Raw genomic sequence first — 18,328 nt, 5'->3', positions numbered from 1 at the left:
GCTGGGCTCCGGAGGTCCTGGCAAAAGAATTCCCTAAACTATAAAAAATCGGGCGCCCTTTGTAGATCTCAATGCCCCGTAATATATGCGGTCCGTGTACGATGTATGCGTCTGCCCCCGAGTCAATCAGCCTTCGAGCGAACGACTGCTCGTACTCAAGCGGCTCTTGGCACCATTCCCCGGGCTCGTGCCCGTGGTTCGTCGCGATGCAGAAGTCGGACATTTGCTTGCCTTGACGTACGTTTCGCAGAATGTCAGCGATGTCGCGCGGCTGAGGTTCAAAGTTGTAGCCAACCTTGTCCCCCGCCCTGTATATCACCTCCTCAAGCACAACGCGGTCTGAGGTTTCTGTCGCAGAACGGTAACCCGGCAATGCGTGCCGTATCAGACGCAAACTGTCGAGCATCTCCCGAGGGACTTCAATACTCTTCGTTAAGCGCAGACTGTTGAGTCCAGGCCTGCCGGGAGCCTCCCCGGCGGGATCGCACGCTCGGGCCATTGGCATGAAGGTTGTCGCAAATGAGACCATTGCCACTCGACCACGAGAGGTCTCCAAGAAGCGCGGGGCACCGGCCTGTGAAAGCGTTTCACCTGCACCTGCATGAACGATTCCGTTCTGTTCAAGTGCGCGGCTCGTTTCACGCATGCCTTCAACGCCCCAGTCGAGGGTGTGGTTGTTCGCACGACTGACCATATTGAAGCCCATCGCTTTTAAATCAGCTCCAAGCTCAGGTGAGCTGATGCAATACGCTCCACCATACTCAGCTTGGGGGCATCCTTTGGACTGGGAATCCAAGATGTTTGTTTCCAAGTTCCCAAATGTAACATCAGCTCCCTGAAACATCTTAATAACATCAGAGAGGCCAGGATAGAAACCATTCATCACTGGTCGCGCGTAGAGCAGGTCGCCGACTGCTGCCATTGTGAAGCCGGCTGCAACGTTTGTGGAAAGGGAGCCAATCGTATCGTAATGGTCGTCCTCCCGCATCGGTCGAATAACATCTTCTTGCGAATTCATATGGTCTCCCATTCTAAGAGCGTGAACGAATCGTCCGGCACTGAGCTTGTGATGCTGAGTGCCAAATCATGAGATCGAGTCTATCTGAGCAAGCGCCCGATTGGCGATCGGCGGAGCCGAAAGCTCGGTGGCCGGAGCGCGCACATGACATGCCACGATGCGTCCGTCTGCCATCGGTACTAGGGGCGGCACTTCGATACGGCAGCGCTCGACGGCGAGCGGGCAGCGCGGATGGAACGCGCACCCGTTCGGAGGGTTGATGGGACTTGGCATCTCGCCGTCGACGGGCACCTGAAGCCTAATCCGCGTCGGATCCGGCACAGGTGCTGCCGCGAGCAGCGCCTCGGTATAGGGGTGCACCGGCTTGGCGAAGAGTGCCTCGCAGGGCGCGAGTTCCACGATCCGCCCCAGATACATGACCGCGACGCGATGTCCGATATGCTCCACGACACCGAGGTCATGCGAGATGAAGACGAAGGCGATGCCCATCTGCTGCTGGAGATCCAGAAGCAGATTCAGGATCTGTGCCTGCACCGAGACATCAAGGGCTGACACCGCCTCGTCCGCGATGATCAGAGAGGGGTTGAGCGAGAGGGCGCGCGCAATGCCGAGCCGTTGGCGCTGGCCGCCCGACAATTCGGACGGGAGCCTGTGCGTCATTTCGGGCGACATTCCGACCTTTCGCAAAAGGTCCGCGGCAAGCGCCTGGCGTTGGTTGCGGCCGAGGCGCTCAAAATTCTCGACCGGCTCGGTGATGATCTGTGCGGCGGTAAGCCGAGGATTGAGCGAAGAGTAAGGATCCTGAAAGACCATCTGCATCCGACGGCGCCACGCGTGAAGTGCGTCCTTCTTGAGGCCCGCAATATCGGTTCCATCGATCAGTACGCGGCCAGCCGTCGGCTCGACGAGCCGCATCAGGAGCCGCGCCACGGTGGACTTGCCGCAGCCGGATTCACCGACGATGCAAAGCGTCTCGCCCGCTTCGACAGAAAAGGATACATCCTCCACCGCGCGGATCACCGGAATGCTTTTCTTGAAGATTCCCGAGCCAAGCGGGTAGTGCTTGGTCAGGTTCTCGACTTTCAGCAGAGGACCGTTCATGCGCCCATCACCTCTTCGGCGCGCCAGCAAGCCGCGGTGTGGCTCGACCCGACATCACGCAGGACGGGCGTCTTGTCGCGGCAAATATCTATCGCGAACGGGCAGCGAGGAGCAAAGCTGCAGCCGACAATGGGCTCGCGCAGGCTTGGGACAATGCCGGGAATTTCTGGAAGGCGGCGCTGGCGGCCGCGCCGCCGGTCAGGCACCGACCGCATGAGGCCCTGGGTGTAGGGATGCGCGGGACGCGCAAACAGATCTATGACGCTCGCTTGTTCGACGATCCGGCCAGCATACATCACGATCACACGCTGGCAGGTCTCGGCGACGACACCGAGGTCATGCGTGATGAACATCACGGCCGTTCCCGTGCGCTCTTTGAGATCGACGATAAGCCGCAAGATCTGCGCCTGGATGGTGACGTCGAGCGCAGTCGTAGGCTCGTCGGCGATCAAGAGCTCCGGGGAGCAGGCGAGGGCCATGGCGATCATGGCGCGCTGGCGCATGCCGCCCGACATTTCGTGCGGATAGTTGTTGACGCGACGCTCGGGGTCCGCAATGCGGACAAGACGCAGCATCTCTTCGGCCTTCGCCGCAGCCACCGGGTGGGATGCTTTCGTGTGGATCTGCACTGCCTCGGCGATCTGGTGGCCGACCGTATAGACCGGGTTCAGGCTGGTCATCGGATCCTGGAAGATCATGGCGATCTGGTCGCCACGCACCTTCCGCATCTCCCGATCGGACAATTCAAGCAGGTCGCGACCGCGAAAGCGCACCTCGCCGCCGACGGTCCTGGCGGTCAGTTTCGGCAGGAGCCGAAGGATGGAGAGAGCGGTGACGCTCTTTCCGCAACCGGATTCGCCAACGACGCCCAGCGTCTCGCCTTTCTTCACCTGGAAGCTGATCCCGCCCAGGGCACGAGTAACGCTCTCTTCGCCGTAAAAATGCGTCTCAAGATCCCGAACGTCGAGAAGCACGTCATCCTTTGCAGATTCTCGCATCAGCATGTCAGCGTCTCCGCTTTGAGCGGGGATCGAACATGTCGCGCAGGCCGTCCCCCAGCAGGTTGACGGCGAGGACTGTGACGGCAAGGCAGATACCAGGAGCGAAGATCGTCAATGGAGCGATGGCGAGATACAGCCGTGAACTGGCAATCATGTTGCCCCAGCTCGGAATTTCCGGCGGCACGCCTACGCCGAGGAAGCTCAGCCCGGCCTCCGTCAGGATTGCGCTGGCGCAAACAGTGGCGCCCTGGACCATCAGCGCCGGAACGGTGCTCGGCAGAATATGTCGCCACAGCACCTTGGGCAGGCGCGCACCGCCGCAGAGCGCGGCCTCCACATAGGGACGTTGCCGAACACCCAATACCACCGAACGAACCAGCCGCGCGACGGCTGGCGTCTCGGGGATCGCGATCGCAACGATGAGGATGCCGATGCCGGGACCTGTCAGAGAAATGAGCGCAATCGCCAGCAGAATCGTTGGGATGGACATCAGGCCATCCATGATCCGCATGACGACGTTGTCGAAGCTGCGGCTGTAGCCGGCGATAACACCGATCAGAAGCCCGGCAAGAGCCGCACACGCCGCCGACAACAATCCGACCATGAGGGAGATGCGGGCGCCGAAGATCGTCCGCGCGAACACGTCCCGGCCCAGATTGTCGCTCCCGAACCACATTTCGGCCGAGGGCGGCTGGAGGCGCTTGAATGGATTTATGTTCACCGGGTCGCCGGCGTAAAGTGGGGCAGCGAGCGCCAGGATGATCAGGAGGGTGAGGAGGCCGCCGCCTATGAAGACCAGCGGGTACCGCCTTGCCAGACGGGGAAGGTCGGACAGCTGCAGCCGGCCCATCGGCACGCCTTCAACCGGTGCGGAGAGGAGCGTCATATCAGTACCGGATGCGGGGATCGATCAGCGTATAGGCGAGATCGACTGTCAGGTTGATAAAGACGTACAAACCCGAAGTCAGGATGAGCACGCTCTGAATGATGGGGTAATCACGATTGTTGATCGCATCCACGACCAGACGACCGATACCGGGGATGTTGAACACCGTCTCCGTGAGGACGACTCCGCCGATAAGATAGGCGAAGCTGATGCCGACGACCGTCAGGATCGGGACGCCGGCATTCTTCAGGGCATGATGGAAAAGCATGGCAAAGGACGATGCACCCTTGGCGGCGGCCGTCCGCATGTAGTCTTCCGAAAGAACCTCCAGCATGCTCGCGCGCGTGATCCGGGCGATAAATGCAATGTAGGCAACACTTAAAGCAACCGTTGGCAGGATCAGGTGCTCAAACCACGGCCCGAGGCCTTGGCTAATGGGCTTGTATCCCTGAACCGGCAACAACTGCGCCCGCATCGCGAAGAAGTAGACGAGAAAGTAGCCAACAACGAAGACTGGAACCGAAAACCCAAGCGCTGAAAATGCAGTGAGGAGGCGATCTATTGGGCCGCCAGCGCGCCACGCAGCCAAGATGCCAAAGGAGACCCCGATCATGACTGAAACAAGCATGGTCAAGCTAGACAGAGAGACGGTCGGCTCAAGCCGCTGCGACATGAGCTCGAGAACCGGTCGTCCGGCAAAGATCGACGTGCCGAAATCGCCGCTGAGCATGTCGCGCACCCAATGTATGAACTGAACTGGCATAGGATCGTTCAGGCCCAACTTCTCGCGGATGCCGGCAATCATCTCCTCCGTCGCCGACCGGCCAGCGATCATCGCCGCCGGGTCGCCAGGCGCTAACCGGAGTAGAAGGAAGACGAAAATCCCGACCATCGCCATGACGGCGATGGTCGAGACCAACCTGCGAAAGACGTAGGCAGCCACGGTGTTCAGGCCTTCTGCATGTTCCACATCGGAACGACCTGCGGCAGCCCGATGATGTCGGTGAGCGTCTTGCGGCGCGCCATCGGCGAGACATAGTGCCCCAACCGCACATCGCCCACGAAGTCCCACCAGAGCCCCTGCATCTGGCGCGCGAGGGCCTTGCGCTCCTCCAGCGTTGCGACAGTTGCCCACTTGGCCCGCAGCGCCTCATATTCATCATTTTTCGGCCAGCCGTACCAGGCGCTCTCTCCGTTCGCTAGGAGAAGCGGGGTAGCTAACGGATTGGCGAGGGAGAAATCCGCCTCAGACGTAATGAACATGCTCCAGCCGCCATTCTCGATCGAATCCTTTTTCGCGCGGCGTGTGGACAGGCCACCCCAGTCGCTGGGCGCAAGCTCGACATTGATCCCGATGTTGCGCAACGCAGCAGCAAGCAACTGCGAACCATCGTTGCTCGGCGCCCAATCGGTTGCCTGTAGAACTACGACCTTTTCGCCCGCATAGCCGGCCTCCTTGAAGAGCTGCTTGGCCTTTTCTGGATCGCCGCCCTTCTTGTACCAGCCCGTATTCTCATCGTTGGAATAGAGCGTATCGCCACCGAATATCGAAGTGACCGAGGCGCCATACTTCGGCGCCAGGACGCTCATGAACGCCTCCTGATCAATCAGGTGAAGCATCGCCTGCCGCGCCTTCACGTTGTCGAACGGCTTCTGGAGACAATTGAGGCGCAGCAACATGCTCTTGCCCGATTTGTCCAGAACATCGACCACGAGGTTGGGATCACTCTCGATCACCGACAAAAGGTCGTTGGGCGGCTGCTCAACGTAATCGATCTCACCTGCTTGCAAGGCCGCGAAGGCTGTCTGCGGGTCGGAGATATTATCCCAGATTATACGATCGACTTTGACGATCTTACCGCCGGCCAATCCGTCCGCCGGCTCCTGGCGAGGAACATATTTTTCATTGCGATCGTAGGTGTAGCTCGCGCCCGGCTTGACAAGTGCGTCATTGAACCTGAACGGTCCCGATCCGATATTCGTGGTGACCTGCTCGGTTGCCGGGCGACTGGCATCCTTCTCGCGCATTATGAATAGGCACGGCGGTGACAGATCTGCCAGGAGATCGATCAAAATGCCAAGCGGTTCCTTGAGGGAGATCACAAATGTCTTGTCGTCCTTCTTTGAGATGTCGCCAGCGCGCTCCATAATCAACTGGCCACCTGGGGCTACCTGGCCCCAGCGACGGATCGAAGCCACACAGTCCCCCGCCGTCACGGGAGTGTCGTCGTGCCAAGCTAGGCCGTCTCGCAGTTCGAACGTGTAGGTCTTTCTATCTGCGGACACGCTCCACTTGCCGACCATTTGCGGCTGCGGCATGAACTTCGAGTCCAACCCGAACAGAGTATCGTAAATTGCCAAACCGTGGTCAGCGGTGACGTTGGTTGCCGTAAAAATTGGATCGAAGATGCGCAGGTCATTCGCCTTCACCATGTGCACCGTCGGTGTACTACCTGACGCCGCCTTTGCACGCAGAACTGATGGGATTGATATAGCCGCTCCGGCGGCCAAACCCGTCTTGATGATTTCGCGTCGAGAGATTGTCATTTCATTCCCCTTTCTATCGCGCTGTTGATCCGCGCTTGTTTGCTGGATGTACTCTCATGCTGGGTCGCGCCGCTTCGGTGCGGTTGTGGTTTCCTCCTGAGTTTCCACCAATCGGACGATACGCATCGCCGATTGCAGCTATAAGCTAGCCCTGTTCTACGTTTGTGATCCTTGACGGATCGGGTTGCATATTCAGTGGGGTGAGCCCATCAAGACTCGTGCGTGGGCGTACCGCTGGGTGGAGCACGTTGTGGTTCCCCTTCGACGTTGATTAGCCGTGCCCTTGACGGATGATTCTGTTCACGGCTTCGCTCTGGTCGATGTGGGGGCCATGCCCTACATTGTTCAGCAGGTGGAAATCCGAATTCCTGATCAGCTTTGCCAGCTTAAAGCCATGATCCGGCGTCACGGTCGGGTCATTCTTCGACCAGATAATCAAGGTCTGGGCCTGAAGCCGATCAAGGTAGGGGAAGATGTATCTTTGCTGTAGGGCAACATAGAGGTGCCAATTGGTTTCTTCTTCGGGCAGGTTCTGGAAGATCTCCCATTGTCCACGCGCTGCGGCCCGCCGATAGGCCACTCGGTTGGCGTCTTCCACATCCTGCCCCCAGACGCGCCGAGATTTCCGGCACTCGGCGATGTATTCCTCTTCGCTCGGCATCGGGCGCGAGTAGTCGTAATCTTGCCGGCAAGCCTCCATCCAGGCTTCGTCACGGTCGTCCCCAAACGCGGGAGACACGGAGTTCGCGGTCAGCAGTACGAGCCTGGAGACAAGATCGGGGCGCACGATGGCGACCCGCGCTGCGACGAATGATCCCTCTGAGTTGCCGAGCAGCGTGATCTGTTTCAATCCCAGCGCTTCGATAAACCCGATCACATGATCCACGCGACCGAGCCGGTTAACATATTTGCGATCGGCGGGATAGTCCGTCCCACCGCACTGGAGCTGATCAACCGCGATTACCCTGAATTGATCTGACAGGCCGTTCAGCTGCCGCACAAAAGAGGCCCTTCCCTCTGCGAAGGGGCCGGCCCCATGAAGGCATAGGATAGGTACACCGGCTCCGTTCTCAGAATACGAGGTTGTGATACCACCAACCGAGATGCTGCGTTCCGTGATCATTACTTGCATTTCCTCAGCATACTGGCCGCGTCAGGCCGGCATTGATACTTTTGGGGCCGAGCTGATCCGTGTCCTCTTTGTTGAATATAGCAGGGCAGATCGGCCGGCTTATGCGAATGTCCCGATGTAAACGCAGGAAACCGGCGTTTGGCGAACAGTTTTCGGCAAATGTCGACCGATAGCATCGGGCTACTTGGCCTCGTTCCATGACCATGCTGCCGCCGAACTGACAAACTGACCCGACTATTGCCTCACCTATCAAGGCTGCCAAGGCTGCGGTGGCGACAGTGCTCATCTCACCTGCCATCGCGGCGGCAGGTGGTACGGGTAAGGCTCGTGATGCAGTCCCCGTTGAAGATGCGTCACCGCGAAATCGAGCGGCGGGTGACGTCATAGGCATCTTATCCAACTACGAGGCCATCGTGCGCCTCGGCGGGGCGCTAGATGGAGACCTATGATGAATGGGCGGTGGCGCGGCACTACATCTCGCTTGAAAACGGTCGCTGCTAGCAGGCGAAAAAGAGCAGGCAATGCATCCACGCCGGAAACGGACTCAAGACTGGATAGAAACTGGGGGCAACGTCACATCGCCGACAGCCGTGTGGCGGGACATCTTCTTGCTAACCGAAGAAGCGACTTCACCGGCCTGACGATTTTCTCGGTTCAAGCTAGATAAGAATTTGGGCTAAAATTGAGATACCTGCCTGCCAGGTTGATTAGGTGGCCTAATCATGACGGACCTTACACAAGGATCGCCTGGAACCACTCCGCCATAGTAGACTTCGCTGTCTGATTTCTTCTAGGATCTCACAGTGATCATCATTTTTTCAGTTCCCAGCTTGATATTGTTGGGGAGCCGCTTCGTGCCAAGCCGAGCGCAGTACCCAAGCCAGTTATCGTGGCAGATTTCGCCCAGGCGACCAAGGCGCGCCACCCCGGCGCCACCCGCTATTGCATGGGCGCGGCGTGGCGAAATCCCAAAGCGGCCGACATGGAAGCGGTGGTGGCGACGGTCGAGGGCGTCAAGATCCGTCGGAGCGCTACTACAGCGAGATCGTTAGCACGCGCGCGTTGCCGACCGGCTGGATACGCTCACCAATGCCTTCGACCTGCATAGCCGGAATCCTCCGGGCGACGGCCCGTCTTGATGCTGAGAAGCCGACTGAGCTGATTCGGCTGTCGCGGACAGCTGGTGACGCTGGCCAACCTCCCGGAGCATCCCGAAGCGTTCCAATCGACATGCTGATCCCGATCGAAGACACCCCGCTGGCCGAGGCCGAACCCATCGAGCCGATCGAATTCGTGCGCGTGATTGCGCTGGCCCGCATGATGAGGCTCCCTGCACGCGCGGCTCGTCGTCCTCATTCGGCCGGAACCCTTGCCAGGTGGAGGAACCGACACAATTGCATCCGGCGCGCGGACGCCCAATCGGATTGCGCTGGTTCCCCTCATCGCGATGGGCAAGCCTCTTTTCAAGCTGAACTACCGTTTGCTCGATCTCGCGGAGCCTTTGACGCTCCTACGCCCTGGGGACGGAAACAATGCTGATCCTGATACAAATGGGAAGCGTAGCAGAGAGAAGTACGGCTTCAACGTGTTCGCGTGTCTGGGAGATTGTCGACCGCGCGAGAACCGGTTCAGTGATATTCGAACTAAGGCCACATAGGCCCCCCACGCCAACTCGGTAGACTGTTTTCCCCCAGTGCAACGCCTAGAGCATACTTGGCGAGCAACCGAGTCGAATCTAAAATAGGGAGCGGAGACTGCTCAGATGAGATGAGAAGTGGGATCTCCGTGCAGCCCAGAACGACAGCGTCGCATCCGCTAGACTTCAAGTCTTCCATTATTCTAACGTGCTCCATACGGGAATTGTCATTGAAGATACCTTTGCAAAGTTCTGAAAAAATCACTCCGTTTATATAATTTCGATCGGGTTCATTAGGAGCTATAGCTGTAAGCCCTTTGCTCAGAGCAGCCCGGAAGTACATAGGCCTTGCCATTGTCCACTTTGTACCTAGAATACCAAGCTTCCGATAACCTCTTTCGACTGCCTCTTTCGTGACTACATCCGCGATGTGCAGTCCCGGCAAAGCCAAATCAGGACCGTCCACTTCGAGAGCGAGATGAGCAGTGTTATCAGGACAAACGAAGAAGTCGCAGTCTGCTGCGCTTAGTCGTCCGACTGACTTGGCAAGGGTCGCTCGTATCGGCGGAAAGTTTTCCCGTTCCCAGTCCGGTATGCTGGCTCCCATCGAAATTGCGTCCATTGTTACATCCGGATGCAAGTGGTCCCCTAGTTTAGACGCGCCTGCATGGCAAAGTGCTAGATAGCAGAGTGAGGAGCCTTCGGCACTATGTGCAAGAATCCCAACATGTTTCATGGAGCGCGCGCCTGAGTTGATGTGCGTTGGATGAATCGGTGGCTGGAGCCAGGATAGGAGTGCCCCGGCGCTGTTTATTGTCGTTTTAGGAGCCTTCGCCTTCTAGAAATAGCTATTATGCGACTTATGCGCCGGATTACGATCCACCAGCCAAAATGACGTCCTGATGACCTGCCACCGAAATGACATCCAGTCGATTAGAGCCGCGGCCATTTCTGTGCGGGTTGAGCAACCGGCGGAGGTGCGGAGCCTCCGATCAGCATAGCGTGGTCGAGGCCGAAGAACAGGCTCTCGTTCAAGAGCGCGTCGCGCATGCGACGTTTCGATATAACGATTTTCCGGCATGTTGTTCTCGGTGCCAACGTTTGTTCGGTCTCAGGTTGGCTAAGCTTGGCGGATCCGGCCACGGGGAACCGGGAGCACGCAAGTGCGGGCAGGCCGTCGCATGCAGATGAACTGCGAATTCGAGCACGTTATCTGGCCGCCCCTATGACTCGCCCGGATGCGCTGCGAGCGCGGATCCGTATTTGTCGTGTTGCCCGCTGGCTCACTGTTCGTGACCAACGACGGAGGGGACCGTGCGTATTATCGGCATGGACATACACCGCGTAGCCGCCGAGGTCGTGTCGTTGCTTGGATGGCGAGATCGTCAAGCTCGGCCGCGTTCAAATGCTGCGCAATAAGCTTGAGGAGTTCGCCAGGAGGGAACTCACCCACGATGATCATGTGGTGATCGAGGCGACCGGCAATGCCACGGCCGTCGCTGAAGTGCTGTCGCCCTACGTGGATCGGATCATGATCGCCTCCCAAGCAGGTGCACATGATCGCGCACGCGAAGGTGAAGCCTGATACGATCGACGCCACTTTCCTTGCGAAGCTCTATGCGTCGGGCTTTCTGCCGGAGGTCTGGGTTCCGGATCTGGGGACCCTTGCCCTCCGAAGACAGGTCACCAGGCGGACACAGCTGGTTCGCCAGCGTTCGCGGCTGAAGAACCTTATCCAGTCAATCCTCCACGCCCACCTGATCCCGCCGTGTCCGCATGGAACCTGGTTGGATCAGCGGGCGCAAATGGCTGACGAGGCAAATATTGCCTGCGGATGAGCGCGCCGCCATCGAGCGCCACCTCAGCTTGATTGACCAGATCAACGAGGCGTTGACGGTGGTCGAGGCGGATATCGCTGTGCGTGCCCTCCAGCATCCGACAATCCGCCGTCTGATGACGTTGCCCGGCCTCGACGTAACGGTGGCTGCAAGCGTTGCCGCGGCAATCCGCGACATTCGGCGCTCGGCGATCCTCAGAGGCTTGTCGCCTATCTTGGTCTCAATCCCGAGCGTGCGGCCGTCCGGTGAGGGATTGGCCTATCATGGCCGCATCACCAAGCAGGGCCGCGGCCATGCGCGGGGAATGCTGGATCACCTCGCGTCGCGGGAAGCACATCGCGCTGCAATGATCATCTGGCACGTGCTGAGCAAGGATGCCGACTACATCTGGGCCCGGCCGGCCTTGCTCGCCCGCAAGTTCAGATCGGTCCAGCTGCGCGCCGGCCTCCCGACCAGCCATGCCAGGCGTGGCTCCGCGTTCGACTACAACATCCCGGTCAAGCGCGTCGAAGAGCGATTCCGAGTCGAAAAGGCAGAAGCTGCCTATGCAGCGACTTCCCCATGGCGAACGAGGCCCGAAAGGCCGAAGGCTGTGGAAACAGCCGCCGAATGAGAAGAAGGGGCTATCCTACAACATACGTCTGCATCGACTTGTCCGGCGCGATGTGGTGCCATTCGCGATAGGCGTCGCGGAATGCAGGGTCTCGCTCTGCAGGTTCAGGAGACGTTGGGCCGGGATCCGCGTGCCGGCGATCTTTATGTCTTCCGCGGCCGCAGCGGCAACCTGATCAAGATTATCTGGCATGATATGGGCTCGGCATGTCGTTGTATGCAAAACGGCTCGAGAAGGGCCGGTGTCTATGGCCGTCGCCGGCGGACGGCACGGTTTCGATATCACGGGCGCAGCTTGCCTACATGCTCGACGGGATCGATTGTCGCAACCCGCGTCACACGTTCCGACCGCAGCGCGCGGGCTGAGTTTTTCTTTGAGTTGAGTCAGCGGACTCTTTTTATGATTCACTCCAACGCATGGTTGCTACCGCCCAGGAAGCTGTTCCGGACGATATTGGCGTGCTGAGAGCGGCGCTGACCCGGCGTTGGCCAGAGCCGAAGATGAGGCCGCGCGCGCTGCGCTGGTCGAGGCCGAACTGGCGGTCGCCAGGGCCAAGGCATCGGATGATGCAGCGCTGATCGCACATCAGCATCTGACGATCCGGAAGCTGCAGCGGGCGCTGCACGGCGACGGAAGACGAGATCGCCGCCGAATAGGCCCCGGCCCGGACCACGGAGGTGGCACCCTAGGTGCGCAAACGACCGGCGCGCCAACCATTTCCCGAGCATCTGCCGCGCGAACGCATGGTCGAGCCGGCGCCGGCCGCTTCGCACTGATATGCACCTGGCCAGCGGACCGTTGCGCCTGCTGAACCGTAGTGCGGCGAAACGTGGACGAGGACGGCCTTTGAACAAGACGGGCTCCTCAGCGACAGAACCCGATTTCCGCCTGTAACAATCGTCTCTCAGAGGGTTTTCATTCTAGGACCTATTCAGACTTCCCACTTGTTAGACTCGACGCTGTGCCAGCGATGGATGCCGCATCGATTTCGTAGTGTTGATAAAGATCGCCTACCGTGCCCGTCTGACCGAAATGCTCTACCCCAAGGCTGACTGTCTTATGACCCATCACCCCACCCAGCCATGAGAGCGTTGCTGGATGGCCGTCAATGACCGTGACAATCCTGCAATGGCGTGGCAATTTGTTTAGCAGGCGCTCAGCATGGCTCAGTGCGCGCAGATTGCCACGAACACGTTCGCGCTGGGCGGCTTGCCAACCGGCATTAAGGCGATCGGCCGAAGTGATGGACAGGACACCGATGTCGCGCCGCCTGTCAGCTAGCATGCCCGCCGCTGCAATGGCTTCGGTTCCGACGGTCCCCTGATAGGCGATGATTAGATCGGCATTGGGCCCGGGTTCCTTCAGCCAGGTCGCGCCGTCGATCACCTCTCGGGCGAAATTTGGGTTTGGTTTGCGGCCCGGCTGCTCAATGTGACGGGTGCTGAGGCGAAGGTAAACCGAGCCGCCAGTCTCGTCGCGCAACCAGGTGCGCTCGTCGGGACCGCCCTCCCCGTCGCGCTGAAGGTAGTCGAAGGCCCACGCCATGACGATTGCAAGTTCGTCGGCGAAGGCAGGCTCAAAGCTCGCCAGCCCATCCTGGCTCATGCCGATCAGAGGCTGAGCGATCGACTGATGCGCACCGCCCTCGCTCGAAAGGGAAACGCCAGACGGCGTGCCGACGACGATGAAGCGGGCATCCTGGTAACACGCATAGTTCAAGGCATCGAGGCCGCGAGACACGAAGGGATCGTAGAGCGTGCCGATTGGCAGCAGCCGCTCGCCGAACAGAGAATGGGAAAGCCCGGCGGCGCCCAACAGCAGAAACAGATTCATCTCGGCGATGCCGAGCTCAATGTGCTGGCCCTGAGGCGAGAAATCCCACTTCTGGGCACTCGGGATGCGCTGATCGCGGAACACGTCAGCGAGCTCCCGACCCGCGAACAACCGGCGGCGATTGACCCACGGGCCCAGATTGGTCGATACTGTCACGTCGGGCGATGTCGTGACAATGCGGGCGGCTAGTTCGCTGTCGGATTTGCCGATCGCATCGAGGATGCGGCCGAAGGCGGCCTGGGTCGAAATTTCTTCGCGCACCGCGGCCGGGCTAACGGCAACGGTCTCCGGAATATCGATGCGCTCCGGGCGGTAACGTCGGCGACCCTTAGCAAAGAAGGGCACAGAGTCGAGAAAGGCCTGTATCTCTATCGCCGAGCCGTCTGACCCCTCGAACGGCTCCCATTCGTGGCCCGGCCGGACCTTCATTTGTTCCTGGAAGGCCTGCATCTGAGCAGAGGTCATCAGTCCAGAATGATTGTCCTTGTGGCCGGCAAGCGGCGTGCGATAACCCTTTACGGTGTAGGCTATGAAGACAGTTGGACGGTCGTGGTCAATTCCGTTGAAGGTTTCGCTCAGCGTCTGGAGACAGTGTCCGCCGAGATTGTTCATTAGCTCCGAGAGTTCGTCATTGGAACGACTCTCGATCAGAGCACTTGCATTGGCATGGTCTTCAAAATCGTCGAGCAGGCGCTTGCGCCAGGCGGCGCCGCCTTGGAACAGCAGCGCCGAATAGAGCTGGTTCGAGCAGGCGTCTATCCATTCCCTGAACGCCTCGCCGCCGGGCTCTTCGAAGGCAGCACGCTGCAATGTGCCGTATTTGAGCGTTACGACATCCCAGCCGAACGCCCGGAACACCGTCTCTATACGATGGCAGAGCCCTTCGCGCACGACCCCGTCGAGACTCTGGCGGTTATAGTCAATAATCCACCAGCAATTGCGCAGGTCGTGCTTCCAGCACTCCTGCAGCGCTTCGTAGACATTGCCCTCGTCGAGTTCAGCGTCGCCGGCAAGCGCAACCATTCGGCCGGGTTTTTCGCCGGTAGCGCTCCAACCTTTGGCGGCGATGTAGTCTTGAACCAATGATGCAAACGGCGTGATCCCGACACCGAGTCCGACTGAGCCCGTTGAGAAATCGACATCGTCCACATCCTTCGTGCGGCTAGGATACGACTGAGCACCGCGATAGCCGCGGAAGTTCTGCAGGTTCTCAAGTTTCTGATTGCCCATCAGATATTGGATCGCGTGAAACACCGGTGATGCATGAGGTTTGACAGCGACGCGATCTTGCGGCCGCAACACATCGAAATATAGCGCAGTCATTAGTGACACTATCGAGGCGGAAGAGGCCTGGTGGCCCCCAATCTTGACGCCATCCACTTTTTCGCGCCGGTTCGCCTGGTCGATCATCCAGCAGGCCAGCCAGAGAATCTTCCTTTCAAGTCGCAGGAGCGTTTTGAGGTCGCGAGTTGCCTTGGCCATTCCGCGGTTCTCTTTGCCATGTTGATTGGCAATTTTACCGCGCTTCTGGGGCTATTTCCTTGCTATTATCTCGCCGCCTGGGCAAACCGTCGACAGAAACTGCCACAATTGGAGCGGACTGCAGATGAGATCTGCCAAGTTGGATTCGATGGATCGTAAGATCCTACGTGAATTGCAGGCAAATGCCCGACTAACGAACCAGGAGCTAAGCGAGAAGGTAGGTCTCAGCCCGTCCCCGTGCCTACGACGCCTACGTCGATTGGAATCCGAGGGGATCATCAGGGGTTACTCTGCGACCCTCGACGACGAAAAGCTGGGCCTGCCAGTCGCGATTTTCATGTCTGTGAAACTGGAACGCCAAATCGATTCCGCACTCGTCGCCTTCGAGACCGAGATCAAGAAGCACCGTGAAGTTGTCGACTGTTGGCTGATGACGGGCGACAACGACTATCTCCTGCGAGTTTTGACGTCCGGATTGAAGGAGTATGAGACGTTTCTCACGGGAACACTGACAAAGATTCCCGGAATCGCCTCCATCCAGTCTTCGGTTTCGCTCAGGCGAGTGAAATCTTCGGGATCGGGTATCGTGTAGCGCATCCATGTCCCAGCGTGCCTTCTTGCACTACCTGCACTGAAAGGCTTCGTTCGGCGGCCTTGGCCGATTGCGTGTCGTCCATCCGTCGATGGCAGCTTGCGGCCGGCCAGCCTCCCTGCCGCCAAAGGCCGTGTTGGCCTAGATGCATCGAGACTACCCACAATAAACGTGACGGGCATCATCTGCTCCACTAGGTGTTTCATATTTTGAGAGAATCGTAGGATTCCCAAAGAAGGGCGTTTGTGGTTCAAGATGCTAGCTGGACGGAGGCCAGCATCTGATGACGCGAGCCCTTTCGAACGATCTTCATAAGCGTGTTGTTGAGGCAGTTGGCGCCGGCGAGAGCTGCCGTGCGGTTGCGTTGCGCTTTGGCGTTGCAGTGTCCTCGGCGGTGAAGTGGTCGCAGCGTTACCGTGCCACCGGCTCGGTGGCGCCAGGCAAGATGGGCGGGCACCGTAAGCGGGTTCTGGAGCCGCATCGAGCCTTCATCGTGGAGCGGGTCAACCGGACCTCTGATCTGACGCTGCATCGGCTGAAGGACGAGTTGGCCGCACGCGGGGTGACGGTCTCGCACAATGCGGTCTGGATGTTCTTGAGGCGCGAGGGCCTGAGCTTCAAAAAAACGCTGTTCGCTCTTGAGCAGGGCCGAGCCGACATTGCCCGTCGCCGTCGGCGCTGGAGGTCGTGGCAGGGTCGCCTCGATCCGGCGCGTCTGGTCTTCATCGACGAGACCTGGATCAAGACCAACATGGCGCCGCTTCGCGGCTCGGGGCCAAGGGGACAGCGCCTGCGCAGCTTCGCTCCGCACGGCCATTGGCGAACCCTGACCTTCCTAGGTGTTTGATCCCTGGCTTTAATGGTGCGATCTTTTCCACGGAATGGAAGGAGGCACTATGGGTCAGGTTCTACACGGCCGCGCCACGACGACAGAGGCGATCCGTCGAGCAATACAAAATAGTCAAGAGAGCCTGAAGAAGCTCGCCAAGCGCTATGGCATCGATCCCAAGACGGTCGCGAAGTGGCGCAACCGGACCTCGACCGCCGACCTTCCGACCGGCCCCAGAGAGCCGCACTCGACGGTGCTGTCGCTCGAAGAGGAAGCCGCCATCGTCGCCTTTCGCAAGCACACGTGCTTGCCGCTCGATGATTGTCTATGCCCTTCAGCCGACGATCCCGCATCTGACGCGCTGGTCCTACGAAGGCCTAGCGCCAACGCCGTGGCAAAGTGGCCAAGTCGACCGCGAACAAGGTGTCCAAAGCTGGCAATTCACGGTTGCGAACCACCATGGTCCAGCTCGCTTGGCTTTGGATACGCCACCAGCCGCGGTCGAACCTTACACTGTGGTTCCAATCCAGGCTGAGACGTAACGGAGGTCGCTTGAAGAAGACTACGATCGTCGCGCTCGCGCGAAAGCTCCTGATTGCTCTCTGGAAATACGCGACATCCGGCGTCATCATTGAGGGCGCCTTGATGAAAGCCGCATAACAAGCTGTCTCATTCCCCAGGGCCTGATCAGTCCATGACGGATGCAGGTGGACGAACCGCATGGCAGGCTGGCCTAAAACGCCGCTCACTCAGAATGGTCTCGTCGCCTGAGCCCAGCCGCCATAAGCGGGATATTGGTGCAGCCGCGAAAGAGCGGCGACCGAATGTGAGGTTGATCTGCTCGTTAATCGAGCAGAGTCATGGGTTGATCTGCTCGGTTAACGAGCAGAGTCATGCAAGTCGGGCTCAATCCGGATCCCAAATTTTGAAAGGGCAATGACAAGCTAATCCCACTTGACCGGCGCTTCCCCACGTGAGCCTGCCATGACCGCCCTCTCTCAGCGAATTCGCAGAACTCTCAGCATACGACCTTTGCAAGGTCTCGCTCGCGAGCATATCGCGGAGCGACAGCAGGGCCTCCGTGCTACCCCGCTAATATGCAACACATCGCAACAAATCCGTTAGATAACTTTAGTGACTCTTTGCGAGCGCAGACCGCCTACGATGGTACCTTTGCTGCAAGGCCCGAGTTCGGGCATGAATCAATCTGACGGCGCTTAAAGACCGCCGCACAGTCGCGACGGAGGTCAACGTCAATGGCGAGAAGAGCTCTCATCTTGCTTGAAGGCCACAGAAGTATTGGTCTTCTATATGTGAAAGCAGCCCGAAGTATGGATCTTCATCCAATTACCTTGTCGGTCGATCCAATACGCCACGACTATCTCGCAGCGGAAGGAGTTGAGGCGATCCGTGTCAATACCGACGATCTCGATGCGCTGATCCGCGAATGTTCGCAGCTGCGAGCCAGCCATAACATTGCGGGGATTACTGGCTTTTCGGGCGCTGATGACTCCGTCTATGCGGCAGTTAGCAAGCTTTGCCGGCAGTTCAATCTGCCAGGTCCGAACCCCACATCGGTTGAACGATGCACCGACAAGTCCATTCAACGTCAGCTCCTCGGGAAGGCCGGGGTCCCGATACCCGCTTATCGAGTGGCAACGGACGCGACGGACATAAGAGGCTCTGCTGCAGAGATCGGTCTGCCGGTGATCCTTAAGCCAGCCCTTGGCAGCGGCAGCAGCGGCGTCCGATTGTGCCGCAACTTCGATGAAGTAGCCGAACAGACCACCTACCTATTAGGCGGGAAACACATATGGCAG

General features: G+C 59.0%; 15 protein-coding genes and 6 pseudogenes. 12 read left to right on the top strand and 9 right to left on the bottom strand.

From position 1 onward, the window contains the following. The 7 genes from C1D09_RS01195 to C1D09_RS01165 form a co-directional block, all read right to left on the bottom strand. Positions 1–1,018 (bottom strand): CapA family protein (locus C1D09_RS01195; protein ID WP_143972599.1); only part of this gene is annotated, 1,018 nt, incomplete at its 3' end. Positions 1,019–1,084: 66 nt separating this feature from the next. Next, on the bottom strand, positions 1,085–2,119 hold the full coding sequence (locus C1D09_RS01190) for an ABC transporter ATP-binding protein (protein ID WP_143972601.1): 1,035 nt from the start codon (positions 2,117–2,119) through the stop codon (positions 1,085–1,087). After that, complete coding sequence (locus tag C1D09_RS01185; RefSeq protein WP_425463394.1) at positions 2,116–3,117, bottom strand: ABC transporter ATP-binding protein; 1,002 nt, start codon at positions 3,115–3,117, stop codon at positions 2,116–2,118. Before C1D09_RS01185 ends, C1D09_RS01190 begins: the two co-directional genes overlap by 4 nt. 7 nt (positions 3,118–3,124) lie before the next feature. Continuing rightward, positions 3,125–4,006, bottom strand: a complete 882-nt coding sequence (locus C1D09_RS01180; protein WP_143972597.1) for an ABC transporter permease — start codon at positions 4,004–4,006, stop codon at positions 3,125–3,127. 1 nt (position 4,007) lies between these two features. Further along, positions 4,008–4,949 carry an ABC transporter permease gene (locus C1D09_RS01175; RefSeq protein WP_143972596.1) on the bottom strand — a complete coding sequence of 314 codons (942 nt, stop codon included), beginning with the start codon at positions 4,947–4,949 and terminating at the stop codon, positions 4,008–4,010. A 5-nt stretch (positions 4,950–4,954) separates the two neighbouring features. Continuing rightward, positions 4,955–6,553, bottom strand: a complete 1,599-nt coding sequence (locus C1D09_RS01170) for an ABC transporter substrate-binding protein (protein WP_143972595.1) — start codon at positions 6,551–6,553, stop codon at positions 4,955–4,957. 271 nt (positions 6,554–6,824) lie between these two features. Next, complete coding sequence (locus C1D09_RS01165; RefSeq protein WP_143972594.1) at positions 6,825–7,676, bottom strand: alpha/beta fold hydrolase; 852 nt, start codon at positions 7,674–7,676, stop codon at positions 6,825–6,827. Between the two features lie 910 nt (positions 7,677–8,586). On the opposite strand from C1D09_RS01165, the pseudogene C1D09_RS34305 reads away from it, so the two are divergent. Then, positions 8,587–9,008, top strand: a pseudogene (locus C1D09_RS34305) (biotin synthase BioB); the annotation flags it as partial. Positions 9,009–9,328: 320 nt separating this feature from the next. Here C1D09_RS34305 and C1D09_RS34300 read toward each other — a convergent pair. Beyond that, positions 9,329–10,057, bottom strand: coding sequence for an aspartate/glutamate racemase family protein (locus C1D09_RS34300; protein WP_143972593.1), 729 nt, complete (start codon positions 10,055–10,057; stop codon positions 9,329–9,331). 633 nt (positions 10,058–10,690) lie between these two features. On the opposite strand from C1D09_RS34300, the gene C1D09_RS33585 reads away from it, so the two are divergent. The 6 genes and pseudogenes from C1D09_RS33585 to C1D09_RS33410 form a co-directional block, all read left to right on the top strand. Further along, on the top strand, positions 10,691–10,906 hold the full coding sequence (locus C1D09_RS33585) for a hypothetical protein (RefSeq protein ID WP_246135622.1): 216 nt from the start codon (positions 10,691–10,693) through the stop codon (positions 10,904–10,906). Continuing rightward, complete coding sequence (locus tag C1D09_RS33580; RefSeq protein ID WP_246135621.1) at positions 10,878–11,159, top strand: IS110 family transposase; 282 nt, start codon at positions 10,878–10,880, stop codon at positions 11,157–11,159. The genes C1D09_RS33585 and C1D09_RS33580 overlap by 29 nt, the downstream gene beginning before the upstream one ends. After that, positions 11,146–11,772, top strand: coding sequence for a transposase (locus C1D09_RS33575; RefSeq protein WP_246135620.1), 627 nt, complete (start codon positions 11,146–11,148; stop codon positions 11,770–11,772). Before C1D09_RS33580 ends, C1D09_RS33575 begins: the two co-directional genes overlap by 14 nt. Positions 11,773–11,784: 12 nt before the next feature. Continuing rightward, positions 11,785–11,970: pseudogene (tnpB, locus tag C1D09_RS34295) on the top strand (IS66 family insertion sequence element accessory protein TnpB); the annotation flags it as partial. 8 nt (positions 11,971–11,978) lie between these two features. Further along, a complete protein-coding gene (gene tnpB, locus C1D09_RS33565; RefSeq protein ID WP_246135619.1) occupies positions 11,979–12,137 on the top strand; it encodes a transposase in 159 nt (52 codons plus the stop codon). 51 nt (positions 12,138–12,188) lie between these two features. Beyond that, positions 12,189–12,539, top strand: a pseudogene (locus C1D09_RS33410) (transposase domain-containing protein); the annotation flags it as partial. A 160-nt stretch (positions 12,540–12,699) separates the two neighbouring features. Here C1D09_RS33410 and C1D09_RS01135 read toward each other — a convergent pair. Beyond that, the gene (locus tag C1D09_RS01135) at positions 12,700–15,087 is read right to left on the bottom strand and encodes a transketolase-like TK C-terminal-containing protein (protein WP_143972592.1); all 2,388 of its coding nucleotides are present in this window, start codon (positions 15,085–15,087) and stop codon (positions 12,700–12,702) included. A gap of 148 nt (positions 15,088–15,235) precedes the next feature. On the opposite strand from C1D09_RS01135, the gene C1D09_RS01130 reads away from it, so the two are divergent. The 5 genes and pseudogenes from C1D09_RS01130 to C1D09_RS01115 form a co-directional block, all read left to right on the top strand. Beyond that, complete coding sequence (locus C1D09_RS01130; protein WP_246135618.1) at positions 15,236–15,679, top strand: Lrp/AsnC family transcriptional regulator; 444 nt, start codon at positions 15,236–15,238, stop codon at positions 15,677–15,679. Between the two features lie 280 nt (positions 15,680–15,959). Continuing rightward, positions 15,960–16,520, top strand: a pseudogene (locus C1D09_RS01125) (transposase); the annotation flags it as partial. Positions 16,521–16,575: 55 nt separating this feature from the next. Continuing rightward, a pseudogene (locus C1D09_RS01120) lies at positions 16,576–16,876 on the top strand (IS481 family transposase); the annotation flags it as partial. Then, a pseudogene (locus C1D09_RS33405) lies at positions 16,874–17,168 on the top strand (transposase); the annotation flags it as partial. The pseudogenes C1D09_RS01120 and C1D09_RS33405, both read left to right, overlap by 3 nt. A gap of 596 nt (positions 17,169–17,764) precedes the next feature. After that, positions 17,765–18,328: ATP-grasp domain-containing protein (locus C1D09_RS01115; protein ID WP_425463393.1), on the top strand; the 564-nt coding region annotated here is incomplete at its 3' end.

This window comes from Mesorhizobium intechi, assembly GCF_002879535.1.
Lineage (GTDB): Bacteria > Pseudomonadota > Alphaproteobacteria > Rhizobiales > Rhizobiaceae > Mesorhizobium > Mesorhizobium intechi.
This window is presented reverse-complemented; position numbering and strand designations above follow the sequence as displayed.